14 protein-coding genes are annotated in these 17,519 nt (G+C 72.5%); 7 read left to right on the top strand and 7 right to left on the bottom strand.

Annotated elements, in window-relative coordinates; translation table 11 throughout:
- Nucleotides 1-91 precede the first annotated feature (91 nt).
- Nucleotides 92-943 carry an SAM-dependent methyltransferase gene (locus tag Q2K16_RS18705; protein WP_302738855.1) on the bottom strand — a complete coding sequence of 284 codons (852 nt, stop codon included), beginning with the start codon at nucleotides 941-943 and terminating at the stop codon, nucleotides 92-94.
- Nucleotides 944-1,473: 530 nt separating this feature from the next.
- Here Q2K16_RS18705 and Q2K16_RS18700 point away from each other — a divergent pair.
- From Q2K16_RS18700 to Q2K16_RS18680, 5 genes are all read left to right on the top strand, one after another.
- Nucleotides 1,474-2,538, top strand: coding sequence for an SMP-30/gluconolactonase/LRE family protein (locus tag Q2K16_RS18700; RefSeq protein WP_302738854.1), 1,065 nt, complete (start codon nucleotides 1,474-1,476; stop codon nucleotides 2,536-2,538).
- Between the two features lie 31 nt (nucleotides 2,539-2,569).
- Nucleotides 2,570-4,285, top strand: a complete 1,716-nt coding sequence (locus Q2K16_RS18695) for a PQQ-dependent sugar dehydrogenase (protein WP_302738853.1) — start codon at nucleotides 2,570-2,572, stop codon at nucleotides 4,283-4,285.
- Between the two features lie 289 nt (nucleotides 4,286-4,574).
- A complete protein-coding gene (locus Q2K16_RS18690; protein ID WP_302738852.1) occupies nucleotides 4,575-5,687 on the top strand; it encodes an RICIN domain-containing protein in 1,113 nt (370 codons plus the stop codon).
- Between the two features lie 148 nt (nucleotides 5,688-5,835).
- On the top strand, nucleotides 5,836-7,062 hold the full coding sequence (locus Q2K16_RS18685; protein ID WP_302746535.1) for a poly(ethylene terephthalate) hydrolase family protein: 1,227 nt from the start codon (nucleotides 5,836-5,838) through the stop codon (nucleotides 7,060-7,062).
- Between the two features lie 187 nt (nucleotides 7,063-7,249).
- Nucleotides 7,250-7,984, top strand: a complete 735-nt coding sequence (locus Q2K16_RS18680) for a response regulator transcription factor (protein WP_302746534.1) — start codon at nucleotides 7,250-7,252, stop codon at nucleotides 7,982-7,984.
- On the opposite strand, the gene Q2K16_RS18675 is transcribed toward Q2K16_RS18680, so the two are convergent.
- The 4 genes from Q2K16_RS18675 to Q2K16_RS18660 all read right to left on the bottom strand — a co-directional run bounded on the left by Q2K16_RS18675 (nucleotide 7,894) and on the right by Q2K16_RS18660 (nucleotide 12,179).
- Nucleotides 7,894-8,778: a polyphosphate polymerase domain-containing protein gene (locus tag Q2K16_RS18675; protein ID WP_302738851.1), complete on the bottom strand. Its 885-nt coding sequence runs from the start codon at nucleotides 8,776-8,778 to the stop codon at nucleotides 7,894-7,896. The two genes, Q2K16_RS18680 and Q2K16_RS18675, sit on opposite strands and share 91 nt — an antisense overlap.
- Nucleotides 8,775-9,368 carry a DUF4956 domain-containing protein gene (locus Q2K16_RS18670; protein WP_302738850.1) on the bottom strand — a complete coding sequence of 198 codons (594 nt, stop codon included), beginning with the start codon at nucleotides 9,366-9,368 and terminating at the stop codon, nucleotides 8,775-8,777. Before Q2K16_RS18670 ends, Q2K16_RS18675 begins: the two co-directional genes overlap by 4 nt.
- A gap of 160 nt (nucleotides 9,369-9,528) precedes the next feature.
- The gene (locus Q2K16_RS18665) at nucleotides 9,529-10,920 is read right to left on the bottom strand and encodes a carbohydrate-binding domain-containing protein (RefSeq protein WP_302738849.1); all 1,392 of its coding nucleotides are present in this window, start codon (nucleotides 10,918-10,920) and stop codon (nucleotides 9,529-9,531) included.
- A gap of 278 nt (nucleotides 10,921-11,198) precedes the next feature.
- Nucleotides 11,199-12,179 (bottom strand): NAD(P)-dependent alcohol dehydrogenase, encoded by a 981-nt coding sequence (locus tag Q2K16_RS18660; protein WP_302738848.1) that lies wholly within the window; start codon nucleotides 12,177-12,179, stop codon nucleotides 11,199-11,201.
- 114 nt (nucleotides 12,180-12,293) lie between these two features.
- Here Q2K16_RS18660 and Q2K16_RS18655 point away from each other — a divergent pair, with 114 nt between their 5' ends.
- Together Q2K16_RS18655 and rph are read left to right on the top strand one after the other, a co-directional pair.
- Nucleotides 12,294-13,001, top strand: a complete 708-nt coding sequence (locus Q2K16_RS18655; RefSeq protein ID WP_302738847.1) for a TetR/AcrR family transcriptional regulator — start codon at nucleotides 12,294-12,296, stop codon at nucleotides 12,999-13,001.
- A gap of 246 nt (nucleotides 13,002-13,247) precedes the next feature.
- Complete coding sequence (gene rph, locus Q2K16_RS18650; RefSeq protein ID WP_489671782.1) at nucleotides 13,248-15,932, top strand: rifamycin-inactivating phosphotransferase; 2,685 nt, start codon at nucleotides 13,248-13,250, stop codon at nucleotides 15,930-15,932.
- Between the two features lie 59 nt (nucleotides 15,933-15,991).
- On the opposite strand, the gene Q2K16_RS18645 is transcribed toward rph, so the two are convergent.
- Together Q2K16_RS18645 and Q2K16_RS18640 are read right to left on the bottom strand one after the other, a co-directional pair.
- Nucleotides 15,992-16,222, bottom strand: coding sequence for a ferredoxin (locus Q2K16_RS18645; protein ID WP_302738846.1), 231 nt, complete (start codon nucleotides 16,220-16,222; stop codon nucleotides 15,992-15,994).
- Entirely contained in the window at nucleotides 16,219-17,445 is a 1,227-nt protein-coding gene (locus Q2K16_RS18640; protein WP_302738845.1) for a cytochrome P450, read from the bottom strand. The genes Q2K16_RS18645 and Q2K16_RS18640 overlap by 4 nt, the downstream gene beginning before the upstream one ends.
- Between the last annotated feature and the right edge of the window lie 74 nt (nucleotides 17,446-17,519).

Raw genomic sequence — 17,519 nt, 5'->3', positions numbered from 1 at the left:
GGCCGTGACCGGTGGCGGGCCCGGGAGCCGCCGCCGGCCGGGCCGGCCCCCGGGTGGGGACCGGTCACGTCGCCGACGGCAGCGCCCGTGCTCAGGCCTTGCGGGCCACCCCACCGACGATGGTGTGGTAGGTGGCGGTCTGTTTGGTGTCCTCCTCGCCGTCCGGGTGCCACTCGGCCAGCGGGACCAGACCGGGCGGGATCAGCTCCAGGTCGCCGAAGAAGCCGAGGATCTCCTCCCGGGTACGCCACCGGCCGGTGCCCAGCGTCTCGTTGAAGACCTTCTCCACCGCCCGCGCCTTCGCCGACACCTCCGGCTGGGCCGCACCCGGGTCGTAGAAGTGGGAGATGGCCAGGTAGCTGCCGGCGGGGAGGGCGTCGATCAGCCGGCGGGCCACCCCGGCGGGATCGTCGTCGTCGTGCAGGTGGTGCAGGATCGCCAGGAGCAGCAGCCCGACCGGCTGGTCGAAGTCGATCAGCTTGCGGTCGTGCAGCTCCGTCAGCAGTTCGTCCGGCTGCCGGACGTCGGCGCCGACCACGGTGGTGGTCCGGGCGTCCGCGAGCAGGGCCCGCCCGTGGGCGAGGGCCATCGGGTCGTTGTCCACGTACACCACCCGGGCGTCCGGGTCGACCTGGTGGGCGATCTCGTGCACGTTGCCCCGGGTGGGCAGGCCGGAGCCGAGGTCGAGGAACTGGCGGATGCCGGCTTCGGCGGCCAGGTAGCGGACCGACCGGCGCAGGAAGGCCCGGCAGGCCCGCCCGGCCTCCGGACCGTCCGGGGTGACCTGCATCGCCATCTGGGCGGCGTGCCGGTCGACCGCGAAGTTGTCCTTGCCGCCGAGGTAGTAGTCGTACACCCGGGCGATGCTGGGCCGGGTGGTGTCGACGCCCGGCGGCGCCGCCTTGTCGCTCGTCAACGCTTCGATCCCTCCGAACAGGGCCATGGTCGGTGAATACTGGCGGGGAGACCACGACACCCATGGCTGCCGAACCGGTGCCGGCCACACGACGTGGGCCGGATCTGCCCTGAGGGTAGATGAGCGCGCTCCCAACGTCGATTCCGCCTCTGTCGGTGACGCGGCAGGTGGGTGCGAATCGGGACCGTCGGTGCGTTCCGCGGCCCGTTCGTGCTCCACAGTCGACCTGTCCAGGATGGTCGGCGGCGCAGCGTCGGTCCGGCGGCGGGTCATCCGGGACCGGCCGGACGGACCGGGGGGCGTCCATCGACCAGCCCCGATCAGCATGTGGACCCCGTCGGCGGTCGGCGTCCGGGTGGCGTCCGGTAATCCAACTACATTGACCAGCATCTTAGTGAGAAATCCGGATCATTGCCGGGATCGGTGGATCGTCACCCATGCGGTGCGGTGGTTCCTAATTTATGCTGCCCCATGATGCATCGATACCGGTAGATCAGTTCCGGTGTCACCCCGCGACCGCCGACGACGGCGGGTCCGTTCGCCGATCGGAGTTCCCGATGGTCCTGCACCCGGCCACCACCGCGCTGGCCAGCCTCCTGCTCGCCCTGCCCGCCGCCGTCCCGGCGGGCCCCGACACCGCGCCCGCGCCGTCCCTGCGGGCCGCGCCGTCGGCCGGGCAGCCCGCCACCCTGGCCGGCCCGCCCGGTGCGCCACCCGGCGTCTGCCCGTCCGGCACCGGCTACGGCCCGCCACTGCCGTCGACCTCGGTTTCGGCCACGAAGATCCGTGGCGGATTCGCGTTCCTGGAGGGGCCCGTCTGGGTCGCCGACCGGGGCTACCTGCTCTTCTCCGACATGGCCGCGCCGACCGGGTCGGAGAACGTCCAACCGTCGACGATCCGGCGGTTCACCCCGCCGGCCACCTTCGACACGTTCCTCGGCAACGCCGGCAGCAACGGGCTCGCGCTCACCCCCGACGGTCAGCAACTCGTGGCCGCCACGCACGACCAGCGCAGCGTCTCGACGTACCGGCTCGACACCCTGGCCCGGGGGGTCGTCGCCGGCAACTACCAGGGCCGGGCGTTCAACTCGCCCAACGACGTGGCGGTCCGCTCCGACGGCGTCGTCTACTTCACCGACCCCAACTTCCAGCGGGGCAACCGCCCCGACCAGATGAGCGGGCGGACCAGCGTCTTCCGCGTCTCCAACGGCCAGGTCTCGCTGGTCGACGACACGCTGCGCCAGCCCAACGGCATCGCGCTCTCCCCGGACGGCGGCACCCTCTACGTCGGCGCCTACGGCGAGAACAAGATCTACAGGTACGTCGTCGAGCCCGACGGCAGCACCGGTGCCCGCAGCGTGTTCGTCAACTACGTCGGCGGCCCGGACGGCGGCACGATCGACTGCGCCGGCAACGTGTACTGGGCGTCGGGCGGCGACGGGCTGGTGCACGTCTACTCGCCCACGGGCAGCCAACTCGGCACGATCCGGTCCGGCGTCAGCGGCACCACCAACGTGGCGTTCGGCGGGCCCGACCGGCGCACCCTCTACGTCACCTCGGGCCGCACGAACGACTCCGGCCTGTACAGCGTGCAGCTCAACGTGCCCGGCTACCCGTACTGACCCACCAGGCTCCCAGGAAGGGACGTACCGCGTGCGATCCAGTCTCCGCCATCCCCGCCGCCTCGCCGGCCTCGCGCTGCTGACCAGCGCCTGCACCGTCCTGGCCGGTGCACCCGTCACCGCCGGCCCACCGGCCACGCCGGGCGGGACGGCCCCCGCCCGGGCCGCTGCCGACACCCGGCCGCCCACCCCGCCGACCAACCTGCGCAGCACCCGGCTGACCTGCCAGTCCGTCACGCTCGCCTGGTACGCCGCCCGGGACGACGTCGGCGTCGCGTACTACGACGTCTACCACGACGGCCAACTGGTCACCTCGGTCGCCGGCAGCACGCTCACCGCCACCCTCACCGTCGCGCAGGGCGTCACCTGGGGGTGGTACGTCAACGCCCGGGACGCCGCCGGCAACGTGTCGCAGGCCAGTGCCACGCTCACCGTGACGCCGCCGTTCTGCCAGTCGGACACCCAGCGGCCCACCACCCCGACCAACCTCGCCGCCACCGCCAACGGCACCGACGTGACCCTGACCTGGACGGCGTCCACCGACAACGTGGCGGTCACCAGGTACGACATCCTGCGGGGCGGGGTGACGGTCGGCTCGGTCACCGGTACGGGCGCGAACCCGCCGGCGACCTCGTTCACCGACACCGGGCTGGCCGCCAGCACCGAGTACCGGTACACGGTCGTCGCCCGCGACGCGCAGGGCAACGCCTCCACGGCGAGCAGCGCGGTGACCGTGCGCACCGGGTCGGCCTGCACCAGCGCGGTCTGCGGCACGACCGTGGTCACCACCGAGCGGGACCTGCCGTGGGGGCTGGTGCAACTGCCCGACGGCACGGTGCTCTACGGCCGGCGCGACCTGTTCGACGTCGTCGCGATGAACCCGGACGGCAGCAACAAGCGCAGCATCGGCACGGTGCCCAACGTGGCAGGCACCAACGGCGAGGGCGGGGTGCTCGGGCTGGCGGTGTCGTCGAGCTTCACCACCGACCGGTGGCTGTACATCTACCACACCACCACGACCGACAACCGGATCGTCCGCATCCGCTACGACGGCACGTTGCAGACGGGCACGGTGCAGGTGCTGGTCACCGGCATCCCGCGCAACAAGTACCACAACGGCGGGCGGCTGCGCTTCGGCCCCGACGGGATGCTCTACGCCGCCACCGGCGACGGGCAGAGCCCGGACCGCGCCCAGGACGTCAACGACCTGGGCGGCAAGGTGCTGCGCATCCGTCCCGACGGGACCGTGCCGTCGGACAACCCGTTCGGCAACGCGGTGTGGAGCTACGGGCACCGCAACCCGCAGGGGCTGGCGTTCGACTCCCAGGGCCGGCTCTTCGAGCAGGAGTTCGGCAACAACGTCATGGACGAAACCAACATCATCGTCCGGGGCGGCAACTACGGGTGGCCGGCCTGCGAGGGCACGGTGGGGGCCTGCTCCGACCCGAACTACCTCGCCCCCGTACGCACCTACCCGGTGGCCGAGGCGTCGTGTAGCGGTCTGGCCATCGTGCGGGACGTGCTCTACCTCGGCTGCCTGCGGGGCAACCGGATGTACCGGGCGGTGATCAGCGGGAACACCCTCACCGACGTGCAGCAGTTCTTCGTCGGCACGTACAGCCGGCTGCGGACCGTCGAGCCGACCCTCGACGGGAACCTGTGGCTGACCACGAGCACCGGCGGTGACAAGGACAGCGTCCCCAACAACAGCAACGAGCGGATCCTCAAGGTGACCCTGGGCCGGTAGTCCGGCCCCCCGGCTCCCGCCCCTCGGGCCTCCGGCCCGGCCGGGGGCGGGTGCCGGGTGTGGACCAGGTCGGCGACAAGAATTTACAATGGTCGTTGTTAACGCTCACAAACCGTCCCAGTGCCGAGGACGTGGTGGTGCCGATGCGGCGACCGGCGTCACCGGTGGGTCCGGGTGGCCGCAGGCCGCCGTACCCGCCGGCGGGCCCGCTCGGACGTGTCGCCAGACCACCATGGCGGCCGACCGGCCACGTCCCCGGCCAGCTCCACCGATCCAGGGGAGAAAGTCCATGCGAACGAGGGCACGATGGCTCGCGGCGCTCGCCGTACTCGGCGTCATGACCGCCGGGGTGGTGACACCGACCGGCCCCGCCCGCGCCGAATCCAACGGCGGGGTACGGGTGATGCCGCTCGGCGACTCCATCACCGAGGGCACCCAGGTGCCGGGCGGCTACCGGATCGGTCTCTGGCAGCGCCTGGCCGGCGGCCGGTACACGATCGACTTCACCGGCTCGCAGTTCAACGGGCCGGGCGGTCTCGGTGACCACGACCACGAGGGGCACCCCGGCTGGCGCATCGACCAGATCGACGCCAACATCGTCGGCTGGCTGAACACCCAACGGCCGCAGACCGTGCTGCTGCACATCGGCACCAACGACATCCTCCAGAACTACAACGTGGGCACCGCGCCGAACCGGCTCTCCACCCTGATCGACCGGATCACCGCCACCGTGCCCACCGCCGAGGTGTTCGTCGCGCAGCTCATCCCGCTGTCCAACAGCAACCAGGAAGCCGCCGTCCGGACCTTCAACGCGGCGATCCCCGGCATCGTGTCGAGCAAGGTGAACGCCGGCAAGCGGGTGCACCTGGTCGACATGCACAGCGCCCTCACCACCGCCGACCTGATCGACGGCATCCACCCCACCTCCGGCGGCTACGACAAGATGGCCGCCCGCTGGTACAGCGCGATGCAGTCGGTGCCGGGCAGCATCGGCAACCCGGGCAACAGCGGCGGACAGACCACCACCATCGTGGGCACCCCGTCGGGCCGGTGCGTCGACGTGCCCGGTTCCGCCGCCACCAACGGGCTCCAGGTGCAGCTCTGGGACTGCCACGGCGGCGCCAACCAGCAGTGGACGTACACCTCCGGCCGGGCGTTGACCGCGCTCGGCAGCAGGTGCCTGGACGCCGCCGGCTACGGCACCACCCCGGGCACCCAGGTCACCACGTACGACTGCCACGGCGGCACCAACCAGCAGTGGAACGTCAACGCCAACGGCACCATCACCGGCGTGCAGTCCGGCCTCTGCCTCGACGCCAACGGCGGGGCCACCGCCAACGGCACGAAGCTCGTCCTGTGGACCTGCAACGGCCAGGCCAACCAGCAGTGGATCCGGCGGTAGCCCGCAGCCCCGTGCGACGAAGGAGAGGCCCGAAGTGACGCTACCGACGGATCGACCCCCGACCCCGCCCCCGGTCGGACGCCGGACCTCCGTACCCCGGTCGGTGAGCTGGCTCTCGGCCGGCCTCGCGGTGGTCCTCGGCCTGGTGATGGCCGCGACCACGCCGCACGCCGCCGCGGCGGACAGCCCCTACCAGCGCGGCCCGGACCCGACCCCGGCCAGTGTGGCCGCCACCCGGGGGCCGTTCGCCACCACGCAGGCGACCGTGCCGGCGGGCAACGGCTTCAACGGCGGGTTCGTCTACTACCCGACCGACACCAGCCTGGGCACCTGGGGCGCGGTGGCGATCGTGCCCGGGTACTCGGCCCTGTTCGCCAACGAGGAGGCCTGGATGGGCCCCTGGCTGGCGTCCTTCGGGTTCGTGGTGCTCGGGATCGAGACCAACAGCCGCACCGACGGCGCCGACGCCCGGGCCACCCAACTGCTCGCGGCGCTGGACTACCTCACCCGGACCAGCCCGGTGCGCACCCGGGTGGACCCGAACCGGCTCAGCGTGATGGGCCACTCCGCGGGTGGGGCCGGCACCCTGCTGGCCGCGCTGCGGCGGCCGTCGCTGAAGACCGCGGTCGGCCTCGCCCCCGGTACGCCCGGCAACAACCTGAACATGTCCACCACCCAGGTCCCCACCCTGCTCCTGTCGGGTCAGAACGACGGCACCGTCACCCCGTCCTACGTGCAGGGCATCTACAACACCCTGCCCGCCGGGGTGGAGCACGCGTGGGCGGAGCTGGCCGGCAACGACCACCTGTCGTTCACCCGGTCGAACCCGACCGAGATGCGGCTGCTGATCCCCTGGCTCAAGATCTTCCTGGACAACGACACCCGCTACACGCAGTTCCTCTGCCCGCTGGCGGACAGCACCGGCGTCTCCCGCTACAGCTCCACCTGCCCCCTGGTGCCCCCGGGTGGCCCGACGACGCCACCCCCCACGACCCCGCCGCCCACGACTCCGCCCCCGACCACGCCACCGCCGACCACTCCGCCGCCCACCACCCCGCCGCCGACGACCCCGCCCGCCGGCACCGCCTGCACCGCGACGTACCGCACGGTCGGCTCGTGGTCCGGCGGCTTCCAGGGCGAGGTCACGGTGACCGCCGGCAGCACCGCCGTCAACGGCTGGACCGCCCGCTGGCAGCTGGGCGGTGGCCAGAGCATCAGCCAGGTCTGGAACGGCACGCTGAGCACCAGTGGCACGACCGCGACCGTGCGCAACGTCGACTACAACGGCACGCTCGCCCCCGGCACCTCGACGACCTTCGGCTTCCTCGGCACCGGCACGCCGACCAGCCCGTCGCCGACCTGCACCAGCCCCTGACCGCCACCGCCGCCCACCCGGCACCACGTCGGGTGGGCGGCCCGGCGGTCGGTGACCCCGCCGACGACCCGCGACGGCCCCGCCGCCGGCGAGGCGATCGTCGGCGGCAGGGATTCACAGCCGATCCACAGCCGACTGCGAGGCCACTGTCCATCATGTCCCGTACGAACGGTACGTGATCTCTCCGATGCCCCGGGTGCTCGTCGTGGACGACGATCCCTCGCTGCGCGTCCTGCTCTCGGCGACGTTGGGGATGCACGACTTCGAGGTCCGGGTGGCCGCCGGCGGCCGGGAGGCGCTTGTCGTGGCGGCGGACTTCGACCCGCACCTGGTGGTGCTCGACGTGATGCTGCCGGACGTGGACGGCATCCAGGTGGCGCGGAGCCTGCGCGCCGGTCCCGGCCCGGGGGTACCGGTGCTGTTCCTCACCGCCCGCGACGAGGTGGCCGACCGCATCGCCGGGCTGGCCGCCGGGGCCGACGACTACGTCACCAAGCCGTTCAGCCTGGAGGAACTGGTGCTCCGGGTACGGGCGGTCCTGCGGCGGTGCCGGGCCCACCAGGACGCGCGGGACGGCGGGCTGCTGCGCTTCGCCGACCTGGAACTGGACGAGGACGCGCACGAGGTGCGCCGGGGCGGGCACCCGGTGCCGTTGTCACCCACCGAGTTCAACCTGCTGCGGTTCCTGCTCGTCAACGCGGGCCGGGTGGTCAGCAAAGCGCAGATCCTCGACGGGGTGTGGCACTACCGCTTCGGCGGCGACGGCCGGATCGTCGAGTCGTACGTCCACTGTCTGCGCAGGAAGATCGACCGCTGGGACCCGCCCCTGATTCACACCGTCCGGGGCGTCGGATACGCGTTGCGGCTGCCACCGGGGTCGTCGGGGCCGGCGACGGGGTCCCCTCCGGCACCGACCGGGTGAGACGTCCCCTGCCCCGCCTCCCCGGGGCACACGGTGTGGAAGTGCCGGCGCAGGGTGCGCCGCCAGCGTCCGGCGGGCAGGTCGGGGTCGAGCGCGGCCAGCCCGGTCGCGTACTTGGAGATGGCCACGGGTCGGTGCCCCTGGCGCCAGAGCAGCCGGTCGACGTGGGAGGCGGTGGATCCGGTCTTGGTCTCGATGATGGCCAGTTCGGGCAGCGCCAGCCGACGGCCGCGATGGTCCTCCCAGCGCAGCGCGACGTCGATGGTCGCCCGGCTGGCGGTCGCCGGCAGGTAGAGCGTGCTACGCAGGTAGCTGGTGGTGAGGGTCGGCGAGAAGGTCAGGCCGGGGCCGGTGCTCAGCGCCGCGAGCACCCCGTCGACGAACGACCGGCCGGGGGTGAGGGTGCCGCTGTCGTCGGCGCGGTAGGGCAGCCGTTCCTTGACCGTGCCGCCCCGGGTGCCCTCCGTCTTCACCTCCAGCCAGCACAGGCCGGAGTCGAGGTAGGTCCGCGTCCTGATCTTGAAGCGGCGGCGGCGTCGGCGGGCGGTGAGCCGGAAGCTGACCAGGTCGGCGGTGTCGAAGTAGATCGACTCGTAGCGGAAGGCGCGCCTGCCGTCGATCTCCAGCACCTGGTAGGTGCGGTCGAGCCGGGAGAGCAGGTGCGGCAGCTCGGCGAGCGGCAGGAGGTACTTGCGGTCGAACCGGGTCTGTAGCGCGGCGCGCGCGGTCAGTTCCGCGAGCCCGATCGGTGTGAGCTGGGTCAGCGCCGTGACGGGCGGGTCGACGGCGGTCACCGTACGGCACCCGCGTCGACCGGCCGCCGCCCGCCGGTGGCGGCGACCCTGGGCCGCGAGTAGCGGACGTCCACGATCGTGGTGTCGTTGACCAGGTCGACCCGTTCGACGTTGACGTTGTGCACCCGTGCTCCGAGCAACTGCTCCAGGTGCGCGGTGAGGGCGACCGAGTCGGTGACCGCGCTGTCCAGCACGATGATGTGCCGCCGGTACCGGCGCAGCAGCCGGGGATGGTCCCCGACGAACATCACGGCGAGGATCAGCGCCGTCAGGGCGCCGACCGTCCAGACCGAGGTGCCGGAGAGCGGGCCGAGGATGCCGAGCGCGAGCGCCGAGAAGTAGTACGCCACCTCGTGCTGGTCGAGTTCCGTGGAGCGGAGCCGAATGATCGACAGCACTCCGAAGAGCCCCAGCCCGAGTCCGGCGCCGACGGTGCTGCTGCTCAGTGAGCTGGCCACGGCGAAGACGCCGACGTTGACGCCGAGGTAGGCCACCACCAGGTCCCGCCGTCGGTGGCGCGGGAAGTACAGCGCGAAGACGAGCAGGACCACGGCGACCAGGTCCATTCCGGCCAGGACCAAGCGCGACATATTTGCTCCTTGGGGTGTCCGCCGGCCGTTTGCCGTGTCCGGCGTCCGGCGGCGGGGCATCGGATCTGGCAGTGGTGCACCGGTGGGGCCGACGGTGTCCGCCGTCGGCCCCACCGGTGCGGTCCGGACCCGGTCGGGCCCGGACCGCGGGGCCCGGGGCTCAGAACCGCCCGTACCGGCCGGCGGTGACACCGGTCAGCACCCGGGTGGCCCCGGTGATGCTGCCGCCGGTGTAGAGACCGCCGACGTTGGTGCCGGTCACACTGCCGCCGGTGTAGATGTCGTACCGCTGGCCGTTGGTGATCCGGTTGGACGAGAAGACGACCTCCCGGGCGGTGGCCGAGGTCCGGTACGAACCCAGCACCGTGCTGCCGGACACCACGTGCACGATGGTGTTGGCGGCCAGGTTGGCGTTGAATCGGGGGGCCACCCAGCCCTGACCGGTGTTCGGCACCGCCTGGAACACGGCCAGCGAGGTCAGCGCGGCACCCACCACCGTGCCGCCGGTGAAGGCGATCGGGCCGTCGGCGTCGATCGCGCCCTCACCGCCGCCCCGGGTGCTGGAGCCCCGGGCCACCACGGTGCCACCGGCGAAGGTGAGCGACCCGTTGGAGTCGAAGCCGTCCGTGCCACCGGTGGCCACCACCGTGCCGCCGGTGACCTTGATGAACGCGATCGCGGACGGCTCCATGTGACCGAGGCCCTCCTCGGCGGCGTTGACCGCGTCGTCGCTGGCCACGACGGTGATGGTGCCGCCGCTGATGGTGGTCCGCAGCCCTTCCAGCGCCTCGTAGGACCGGGTGACGTTGATGGTGCCGCCGGAGATGTTCAGGTCGTTCTCACCCTTGATGGCGTCGTCGGCGACCGAGGCTGTGATCGTGCCGTTGGTGATGGTGAGCACGCCCTTGCCGGCCTCGGTGTCGTTGGACTTGAGCCCGTCGCCGCCGGACGAGGTCACGGCGATCGTGCCGCCGTTGACGGTGAGCGAGTCCTTGCCCCGGATCGCGTCGTCGACCGCGTTGACGGTGATGGTGCCGGACTGGATGACCAGGTCGTCCTTGCTGACGATGCCGTCGGCGTGGTTGGCGCGTACGGTCAGTGCGCCGGTGCCGCCGATGGTCAGGTCGGCGGCGCTGAACAGGGCGGCGTCCGGCTCGCCGGCGTTGGTGTACGTCGCCGCGTCGGTGAGGTTGTTGCTGGTGCCGGCGGCCAGCGTGAGGGTGACCGCGCTGGCGTTCGTCACGTACAGCGGCGAGGAGGTGGCGTTGGTGATCGAGGCGCCGGCGAGGATGAGTTCCACGGTGCCGGTGACGGCGGTGTCGACCTTGACGTAGCCGTTGTTCAGGGTGCCCCTGATCTCGTAGGAGCCGGGCGCGGTGATGGTGACGGCGCTGCCGGCGACGGTGACGTTGCTGCCGGTGACGCTCGCGCCGGAGCCGTTGAGGGTGATCGTGGCGGTCGCGGCGGCGACTGCGGCGACGGCGAGCGGGCCGGCCAGCAGGGTGGCGGTGAGGCCGGCCAGGACGGCGGTACGGCGTGCGGTGGCTGTCATGGGGGGTCCTGTTCCTCGGTGCGGACGGAGGGGGTGCGCGGGGCCCGGGCGCGGTGCGGACGCCTCGACGGCCGGCCGTCGGCAGGGTGAACGGCGGGTGAACGAGGCTTGGCATCGACGATGCTAAATGAGATACACCGCTTGTCGACAGTGCTGGAGCGGGAAATCGAAGCGCTTTCACCATTGCCAGCTGATTGACAGGTGACCCTGACGAAACTCTGAGCCGCGTGCACTTGACCGGGAAATCGGGGACCTGAACGGATCGGGTGCGGCGGCGGTCACAGGGTGACGACCACCTTCGCGCGGGCGTGTTCGCCTTCGAGATAGGCGATGGCGCGGGGCACCTCGGACAACGGATAGCTCCGGTCGATGGCCGGGGTGAGCTGGCCGGCCTCGGCGTACGCGCGGAGCGCGTCGAGGTGTTCCCGGCCGGGGGTCGCCGTCAGGACGACGATGCGCTGCCGGACGACGGGGGCGAGCAGCCGCCCCCGGGTGAGGAGTCCGACCGGTCCGAGCAGGCTGCCGCCCCGGTACACGCCGCCGCCGGAGAGCACCAGCGTCCCGGTCGGGGTCAGGGCCCGCCGCAGCGCGCTGAGCGAACGGTTGCCGACCAGGTCGAACACCACGTCGTGCCGGCTGCCCCGGGTGAAGTCGGCACGGGTGTAGTCGACGACGTGGTCGCAGCCGAGGGAGCGGACCAGCTCGACGTTGCGGGTGCTGCACACCCCGGTCACCGTCGCGCCGAGCGCCCGGGCGAGTTGGACGGCCAGGGTGCCGACACCGCCGGAGGCGCCGTTGACGAGCACCCGCTGGCCGGGGCCGACCCGGGCCGCGTCGCGCAGCCCCTGGAGCGCGGTGACCCCGGCCAGCGGCAGGGCCGCCGCCTGCGGCGCGGTCAGGTTCGCCGGCCTCGGCGCGACCAGGGCGGCGGGAGCGCACACGTACTCGGCGAACGCGCCGTTGGCGTCGCCGAGGTCGCCGAAGACGGCGTCGCCCGGACGCGGGTCCCGCACGTCGACGCCGACGGCCTCGACCCGGCCGGCGAAGTCGCGCCCCCGGATGCGGGCCCGGGGCCGCGTCGGGCCCAGGGTCAGCCGCGCCATCCGGGGATCGCCCCGCATCACATGCCAGTCGTACGCGTTGAGCGCGGCGGCCTCGACCCGGACGAGCACCTCGTCGGCGGCGGGCACCGGCACGTCGACGTCGGCGAGGGTCAACGTCTCCGGCGGCCCGTACCGGTCCTGCAGGATCGCCTTCATGCTTCCTCCTCCAAAAGTGTACGGCGTACACTGCCGTGTCTCCACGGTAGGTGTACGCCGTACGCCTGTCAATGCGGTTATGGTTTCCCTCGCCGACCGAGGACGGGAACCGAGATGGCCGAGCAGGCTGAGACGCTGCGCCGGACGCCGCTGAACAGGGACCGCATCCTGCGCGCCGCCGTCACGCTTGCCGACGGGGCCGGGATCGAGTCGCTCAGCATGCGCAACCTCGCCCAGGAGTTGGGCGTCGTGCCGATGGCCCTCTACAAGCACGTGGCCAACAAGGACGAACTGCTCAACGGCATGATCGACATGGTGGTCGGCGAGATCGAGCCGCTCGCGCCGGACGTCGGCTGGCAACCCGCGATCCGTCGACGGGTCCTCTCGGCGCGGCAGGTGCTGCGCCGGCACCCGTGGGCGTCGCTGGCCATCGAGTCGCGGAGCACGGCGACGCCTGCCGTCCTCGACTACCTCGACTCGATGATCGGGGCGCTGCGGGCCGGCGGGCTCTCCGCCGACCTCACCCACCACGTCATGCACGCCATGGGCAGCCGCATCCTGGGCTTCAGCCAGGAACTGTTCGACGCGTCCCGGCAGGCCGGCCGGACCGGACCGACCACCCCGACACCCCCCGCGCCCCTGCCGCCGGAGGTCGCGGCCCGGTTCCCGCACGTCGCGGAGATCGCCACCGCCGCCGCGCACGACACCGGCTCCGTCGTCGGGGCGGGCTGCGACGACCAGTTCGAGTTCGAGTTCGCGCTGGACCTGCTGCTGGACGGCATCGAACGGCTACGGGCGCAGGGCTGGACGTCGGCACACTGACCCACCGGGTCGCGCCGACGGTGTCACGCGCGCACGATGGCGAAGCCGGATCGCTTTTCCCGCCCCGTCGGGAATTCGGCGGTGAGCACACCTCCCGCCACTTTCAACATATAGCGGACGGGGGGACTTGCCGCAAGGCCACCGGGATACCGCAGAATCGTCAGCCGAGGTCGCCACCTGGGGAAATACACCCGATGGTGCGTGCCGGCGACCGAATTCACCAGCGGAAGGCGAAACGATGCCCACGTGCCCGACGACAGTTCCGGAACCGGTGGTCGACCCGGCCGGCAGCACGCACCGCGCGGCCGTCGCGGCGGCGTCCCGGTGACCGGGCGGTACGTCCAGCCGTTGCGCACGGTCGATCCGGCGCAGCGGGCGGTGGTCGGCGGCAAGGGTGCCCACCTCGCCGCCCTGACCCGGATCGACGGTGTCCACGTGCCGGAGGGCTTCTGCGTGACCACCGACGCCTTCCGGCGGGCCACCGCGCAGGCGTCCACCCTCGACGGCCAGCTCGACCGGCTGGCCCGCCTGCCTGCCGACGACCGGGAGGCGGTCGGCACCCTCAGCGCGCGCATCCGCCGGACCATCGAGGCGGTCCCCCTCCCCGCCGAGGTGGCGACGGCGGTCACCCGCGCCCTGGCCGCGACCGGCGAACATGCCGCCTACGCCGTCCGCTCCAGCGCGACGGCGGAGGACCTGCCCACGGCCTCCTTCGCCGGGCAACAGGACAGCTTCCTCAACGTGGTCGGCCCGGACGCGGTGCTGCGGCAGATCAGCCGGTGCTGGGCTTCCCTGTTCACCGAGCGGGCCGTCGTCTACCGCCAGCGGCACGGCCTCGACCACCGGCGCGTCCGGATGGCGGTGGTGGTCCAGCGGATGGTCCGCGCCGAGTCGGCGGGCGTGCTGTTCACCGCCGACCCGGTCACCGGGAACAGGCGGGTCGCCGTGGTGGAGGCCGGCTTCGGCCTCGGTGAGGCCCTCGTCGCCGGCCTGGTCGACGCCGACGTCTTCCGGGTACGCGACGACGCCGTCGTCGCCCGGACGATCGCCGCGAAGCCCCGCGCCGTGCACCCGTCGGCGGCCGGCGGGACGCAGGTGGTGGCGGTCGACCCGGGCCGGCGGGAACAACCCGCACTGACCGACGAGCAGGTCGTCCGGCTGGTCCGCCTGGGCCGGCGGATCGAGGCGCACGTCGGCCACCCGCAGGACATCGAGTGGTGCCTGGTCGACGACGACTTCGCCATCGTCCAGGCCCGGCCGGTCACCACGCTGTTCCCCGTCCCGGCCGCCGACGACACCGGGCGTCACGTGTACGTCTCCGTCGGCCACCAGCAGATGATGACCGACCCGATGAAGCCCCTCGGGTACTCGATGTTCCAGCTGATGGCGGCCCGACCCATGTACGAGGCCGCCGGGCGGCTCTTCGTCGACGTGGCCGGTGAACTGGCGTCGCCGACCCGCCGGGCCGGTCTGCTGGCGGCGCTGGGCCGCTCCGATCCGCTGATCGGTGACGCGTTGCGGACCGTCGTCGAGCGCGGCTTCGTCGAGGAACGGCCCGACGACGCCCCCGCCGGGCCACCCGGCCCCCCGGCGTCCCCGGTGCAGACCGATCCCGCCCTGGTCACCGAGCTGATCCGGCACATCGACGACGCCAATGCCGCGTTCCGCCGTGAGATCCGGGCGGCCACCGGGCCGGCCCTGCTCGACCTCATCCGGGAGGACCTGCCCCGGCTGACCCGGATGATGATCGACCCGAGGAGCCTCCCGGTGATCATGGCCGGGATGGAGGCGGTCTGGTGGCTCAACGAGCACCTCCAGGAGTGGCTGGGCGAGCGGAACGCCGCCGACCCGCTCACCCAGTCCGTCCCGCACAACGTCACCTCGGAGATGGGGCTGGCCCTGCTGGACGTCGCGGACGCGATCCGGCCGTACCCGGAGGTGGTGGCCTTCCTGCACCGGATCGCCGACGGCGACGACCCCGGCGACGACCTGCTGGCCGGGCTGGCACCCCTGGCCGGCGGTCCGCAGGCACGCGCGGCCGTCGGGTCCTGGCTCGACCGGTACGGCATGCGCGGGGTCGGCGAGATCGACATCACCCGGCCCCGGCGGCGCGAACGCCCGGCGATGCTGGTGCCGACGATCCTGGCCAACATCAGGAACTTCGCCCCGGGGGCCGGGGAGCGGCAGTTCGCCCAGGGGCTGCGGACGGCGCGGGAGAAGGAACAGGAGGTGCTGACCCGGCTGCGGGCCCTCCCCGACGGCGCGGAGAAGGCCGCGCAGACCAAACGGATGATCGACCGGGCCCGCACGTTCGCCGGCTACCGGGAGTATCCGAAGTACGGGATGATCAACCGCACCTTCGCCTACAAGCAGGCCCTGGTGGCCGAGGCGGACCGGCTGGTGGCGGCGGGGGTGCTGGGCGACCGGGAGGACATCTGGTACCTCACGTTCCCCGAACTCGACGACGTCGTGCGTACCGGGCGGGTCGACGACGGGCTCGTCCGGCGGCGGGCGGCGGAACACCTGTCGTACCGGGCGCTCGTCCCGCCCCGGGTGCTCACCTCGGAGGGCGAGATCATCACCGGGGCGTACCGCCGGGACGACGTGCCGGCCGGCGCGCTGGTCGGCCTGGCGGTTTCCGCCGGGACCGTCGAGGGCCGGGCCCGGGTCGTCCGGGACGTGGCGCGGGCCGATCTCGCACCGGGCGACATCCTCGTCACCACGTACACCGATCCCAGTTGGACGCCGCTGTTCGTCGCCGCCACCGCCCTCGTGACGGAGGTCGGCGGGCTGATGACGCACGGCGCGGTGATCGCCCGGGAGTACGGTCTGCCAGCCGTCGTCGGGGTCGTCGACGCCACCCGGCTCATCCGCGACGGACAGCGCATCCGCGTGCACGGCGCCGACGGGTACGTCGAACTCCTGCCCTGAGCACCGCGGCCCGGCGGGCGTCGGGACGGGGTGGCAACCCCGCCCGACGGCCGCCGGGGTCAGTCGATCCGGATCGCGCCGGCCGGGCAGAGGTCGGCGGCCCGCCGGACGCGGTCCCGCAGTGCGGCCCCCGGCGTGGGGTCGCGCAGCAGCACCAGCCCGTCGGTGTCGTCCTGGTCGAAGACCTCGGGGACGGTCAGCACGCAGTTGCCCGCCCCGCAGCAGCGGTCCCGGTCGACGGCCACCCGCGACGTCGCCTCCCCGGACGCCTGCCGGGGTCCCGGCGTCACCAGGTCACCGGGAGGGCGTCGAGGCCGAACACGACCGAGTTGTCCCGGGTGGTCAGCTCCCGCGGGTCGACGGCCACCCGCAGGTCGGGGAAGCGGCGGGCCAGCTCCACCAGCGCGATGCGCAGTTCGGCGCGGGCGAGGGGCTGCCCGATGCACTGGTGCATCCCGAACCCGAAGGCCAGGTGCTGGTGGGCCTGCCGGTACGGGTCGAACCCGTCGGGGTCGTCGTAGACCCCGGGGTCCCGGTTGGCCAGGGAGAGCAGGGCGATGGCGCCCTCACCGGCGCGGATCAGCCGGCCGCCGATCTCGACGTCCTCGGTGGCCACCCGGAACAGCCCGGTCCGGACGATGCTGAGGTAGCGCAGCAGCTCGTCGACCAGCCCCGGGGCGAGGTCGGGCCGGTCGCGCAGGATCGCCCACTGCCCCGGGTGGCGGGTCAGCAGCAGGACGCTCAACCCGAGCATGTTGGCGGTGGTCTCGTGACCGGCGATGAGCAGCAGCAGGGCCATCCCGCCGAGTTCGTCGACGCCGAGTTCGCCAGGCTCGACGCGTTCCCGGATCAACCGGCTGAGCAGGTCGTCCGCGTCGTCGGGGCGGGCCCGCTTGGCGTCGATCAGCGACCGGAGGAAGTCCCGCAGCTCCTGGGCGGCGTGCTGGACCTGGTCGACGGGCGCCTGACGGTTGAGCAGCAGCCGGCTGCGGGACTGGAAGAAGTCGTGGTCGGCGTAGGGGACGCCGAGCAGGTGACAGATCACCTTGGACGGCAGGGGCAGGGCGAACGTCGACACCAGGTCGGCCGGGGAGCCGGCGGCGGCCAGGTCGGCCAGGGCCTCGCCGACGGTCTGGTGGATCAGCGGTTCGATCCGGCGGACGTTCTTGATCATGAACTCGGCGGTGAGCATCCGGCGCAGCCGCAGGTGCGCCTCACCGTCCATCCGGATGAACGCCCCCTGGGAGTCCGACGTCATCTCGGGGGGCAGCGGGCGGAGCAGGGGAAAGCCGGGGCGGAGCAGATCGGAGCTGAACGCCTGGTGGCGCAGCAGTTGACGTACCTCGGTGTGCCGGGTGACCAGCCAGGCGGTGGCGCCGGTGGGGAGCTGCACCCGGGTCACCGCCCGGTCGGCGAGGGGCTGCCGTTCGGCGTCGTCGATCAGGGCGAACGGGCTGCGGGCCGGGTTGACCGGCGGCCAGTGGGGTAGTTCGGTTTCCGTGGTCTGTGGCATGTGCACACTCCTGCCATGACTGTGAGTAGTCATACCGATTCGTTACGTTACTCATTGACGGGGGTCGACACAAC

Origin of the sequence: Micromonospora cynarisoli, from assembly GCF_030518815.1 — a bacterium.
Classification (GTDB): Bacteria; Actinomycetota; Actinomycetes; order Mycobacteriales; family Micromonosporaceae; genus Micromonospora; species Micromonospora wenchangensis.
The sequence above is the reverse complement of the archived record's forward strand: the minus strand, read 5'-3'. Positions and strand labels throughout refer to the sequence as shown.

What these genes read in the sequence shown, in the direction of transcription:
- Q2K16_RS18680 (WP_302746534.1), top strand. Translation starts at nt 7,250, where the DNA reads ATGCCCCGGGTGCTCGTCGTGGACGACGATCCCTCGCTGCGCGTCCTG.
- Q2K16_RS18660 (WP_302738848.1), bottom strand. Translation starts at nt 12,179, where the DNA reads ATGAAGGCGATCCTGCAGGACCGGTACGGGCCGCCGGAGACGTTGACC.
- Q2K16_RS18690 (WP_302738852.1), top strand. Translation starts at nt 4,575, where the DNA reads ATGCGAACGAGGGCACGATGGCTCGCGGCGCTCGCCGTACTCGGCGTC.
- Q2K16_RS18640 (WP_302738845.1), bottom strand. Translation starts at nt 17,445, where the DNA reads ATGCCACAGACCACGGAAACCGAACTACCCCACTGGCCGCCGGTCAAC.
- Q2K16_RS18665 (WP_302738849.1), bottom strand. Translation starts at nt 10,920, where the DNA reads ATGACAGCCACCGCACGCCGTACCGCCGTCCTGGCCGGCCTCACCGCC.
- Q2K16_RS18705 (WP_302738855.1), bottom strand. Translation starts at nt 943, where the DNA reads ATGGCCCTGTTCGGAGGGATCGAAGCGTTGACGAGCGACAAGGCGGCG.
- Q2K16_RS18700 (WP_302738854.1), top strand. Translation starts at nt 1,474, where the DNA reads ATGGTCCTGCACCCGGCCACCACCGCGCTGGCCAGCCTCCTGCTCGCC.
- Q2K16_RS18655 (WP_302738847.1), top strand. Translation starts at nt 12,294, where the DNA reads ATGGCCGAGCAGGCTGAGACGCTGCGCCGGACGCCGCTGAACAGGGAC.
- Q2K16_RS18685 (WP_302746535.1), top strand. Translation starts at nt 5,836, where the DNA reads ATGGCCGCGACCACGCCGCACGCCGCCGCGGCGGACAGCCCCTACCAG.
- Q2K16_RS18670 (WP_302738850.1), bottom strand. Translation starts at nt 9,368, where the DNA reads ATGTCGCGCTTGGTCCTGGCCGGAATGGACCTGGTCGCCGTGGTCCTG.